The following is a 2,198-nucleotide window of genomic DNA, read 5'->3' on the forward strand; positions in this document are numbered from 1 at the left end:
CTGCTTCTATGGCATACAGTTTCTGAATCAGCACTAATGCCTGTTCAGCGACCTGACTTTTTTTGGTCACATGCAGTTCATGGAATTTACGACGCGCATGCGCCATGCAGCCCACCTCAATGACCTGGCCTGATTTAAAGCGTGCTTTATAACCACTGTAATCATCACAGACCAGATGACCCTGCCAGTCTTTCAAGAACTCTTCAGCATGCTGACCTGAACGGCTATCCTGAAAGTCATAGATCACCGCCTGAACTGGATTGTACTGTGTAGTGGCATAGGCCCAGACATAACCTTTCTTCGGTTTTTTATCATTCTCACCCATCCGCATAATGGTGACTGGTGTTTCATCTGCATGCAGCACCTGCTGTTGCAGCACCACCTCTTTTAAGGCATTGGCCAGAGGCTCCAGTTCCACACCGCAGCGACCTATCCAGTCAGATAAAGTTGATCTAGAAAGTTCGATTCCCGCCCGCTGATAGATCAGACGTTGACGGTACAGCGGCAAATGATCGGCATACTTCGATACCAGCACATGGCTGAGCAATTCAGGTGAAGCAATGCCTTTATCAATCACATAGGCGGGCATCGCTTGCTGAGTCAGAGTGTCACACTGATCACAGACCCATTTACCACGCACATGCTGTTCCTTATAGAACTGTGCCGGTCTGAAATGCAGTTTTTCACTGACATCTTCGCCGATACGACGGAGTTGGCAGCCACAAGCACATTGGGTTGATGCAGGTTCATGCTCAATACGGATGGTGTGTAGATGATCTGGCAGTGGTCGACGTTTAGGTTTATTGGTTTTGGCTTTGTGTGTCACTGCATCGGTTTTATCTGCATTTAGCCGTTCCAGTTCTAGATCAACCGCGGCAATATCTTCTTCAACCGCTTCATCCCACAGGTGGATTTGTTTTGCAGTGAGATGTTCGTTTTTACTGCCGAATTTGTGCTGTTTAAATAGTGCGAGTTCATGCTCGTATTTTTGATTGAGAATAGAAAGATGTTGAACTTTAGAATCTAATTGCTGATTGGTGACTTCAAGATGTTGAACTCTGGCATCTAATTGCTGGTTTGATTTTTCTAATTCTTGATTTGATTGTGCCAGAGACTGATGCTGCATCGCCAACTGCCTGGTGAATTCCAGCAGTTGTTCATGGGTCAGTTGGCTTAAGTCAGGCAGCGTATTCATGACCGCAGTATGCCTGAGGTCATGAGAAGAATGAAATAGAACGTTTGGAGAATAGCAGAATGGAACAGCCTGGTTTAAAGCATCGTCACCACCTGCTGTCGTCCAATGCGCTGCCAGGGCAAACCTTGGATCAGTGCCTGTAACTGTTCCGGGCTGAGGGCCACGGTTTCACCTTGGTGAACTTGAGCCCAGTGAAATTTGCCCTGTTCCAAACGCCGGGCACACAGCCAGATGCCCAGTCCATCATGTACCAACACTTTCATACGATGACCACGTTTATTACAGAACAGGTAGGCGCAATGCGGTTTGATGTAGCCAAAGGCTCTCACCACCTGAGCCATGACAGTATCCATTCCTGCTCGCATATCCATGGGCTGGGTAGAGAGCCAAATTTCATCAATGCGGATCATGTTGCAAGTGCCTTGAGTAATTCTGCTAAAGCAGATATTTCTGATACTTGCCATTTCAAGCCAATTTCTGCTTTTGAGTGGGGTAAAGTAATTTGAACCGTTAACATGTCAGTAGGAGTAGGATCTAATGGTGCAGAGCAAGATAAGGCAATAAATGCAGGTTTATTCAGTAGTGGTGAGCGATCATTCCCTGGCTTACCATCAATTAAGCGAATCCATTTGGATACAAGATTTGTATTCAATCCATGTTGCAAAGCGACCGAAGCAATTGAAACGTCCGGTGCTTTACAAGCCTGAACGATCTGCTGTTTAAATTCAGCACTGTATGTTCTTCGTTTTTTCGCAAGAGATGCGATGGATGTCTGGTTATTTGTAGTCATAAATTTAAGTCCCCACTTGTTTCTAAGTGGGGACTAAATTAAGGCTTATAGGATGAATTCATAAGGTGTGTTCAGCGGACGCTTACCTGTAATCAGCCATCTTTTTACTTCTATGAATCGAGGCATTATCAACAATAAGAACCAATGGAAGGTCATAAGTCTGTTTTACTTGTTGAGCTATTCCAGTTAAATAGGCATAAAACCAAGTGCTTG

General features: G+C 45.2%; 3 protein-coding genes. All 3 read right to left on the reverse strand.

Annotation, left to right across the window (positions count from 1 at the left end):
• A partial coding sequence (locus FTT98_RS17620; RefSeq protein ID WP_180177613.1) for an IS66 family transposase occupies positions 1-1,195 on the reverse strand: 1,195 nt, incomplete at its 3' end.
• A 74-nt stretch (positions 1,196-1,269) separates the two neighbouring features.
• Positions 1,270-1,605, reverse strand: coding sequence for an IS66 family insertion sequence element accessory protein TnpB (tnpB, locus tag FTT98_RS17625; RefSeq protein WP_016659045.1), 336 nt, complete (start codon positions 1,603-1,605; stop codon positions 1,270-1,272).
• Positions 1,602-1,985, reverse strand: coding sequence for a transposase (locus FTT98_RS17630; RefSeq protein WP_180177614.1), 384 nt, complete (start codon positions 1,983-1,985; stop codon positions 1,602-1,604). Before FTT98_RS17630 ends, tnpB begins: the two co-directional genes overlap by 4 nt.
• Positions 1,986-2,198 lie beyond the last annotated feature (213 nt).

Source organism: Acinetobacter sp. YH12039 (assembly GCF_013420015.1).
GTDB lineage: Bacteria > Pseudomonadota > Gammaproteobacteria > Pseudomonadales > Moraxellaceae > Acinetobacter > Acinetobacter amyesii.

Bases quoted from the DNA above. Each gene is read 5' to 3' on its own strand.
- tnpB (WP_016659045.1), bottom strand. From the start codon at position 1,605: ATGATCCGCATTGATGAAATTTGGCTCTCTACCCAGCCCATGGATATG.
- FTT98_RS17630 (WP_180177614.1), bottom strand. From the start codon at position 1,985: ATGACTACAAATAACCAGACATCCATCGCATCTCTTGCGAAAAAACGA.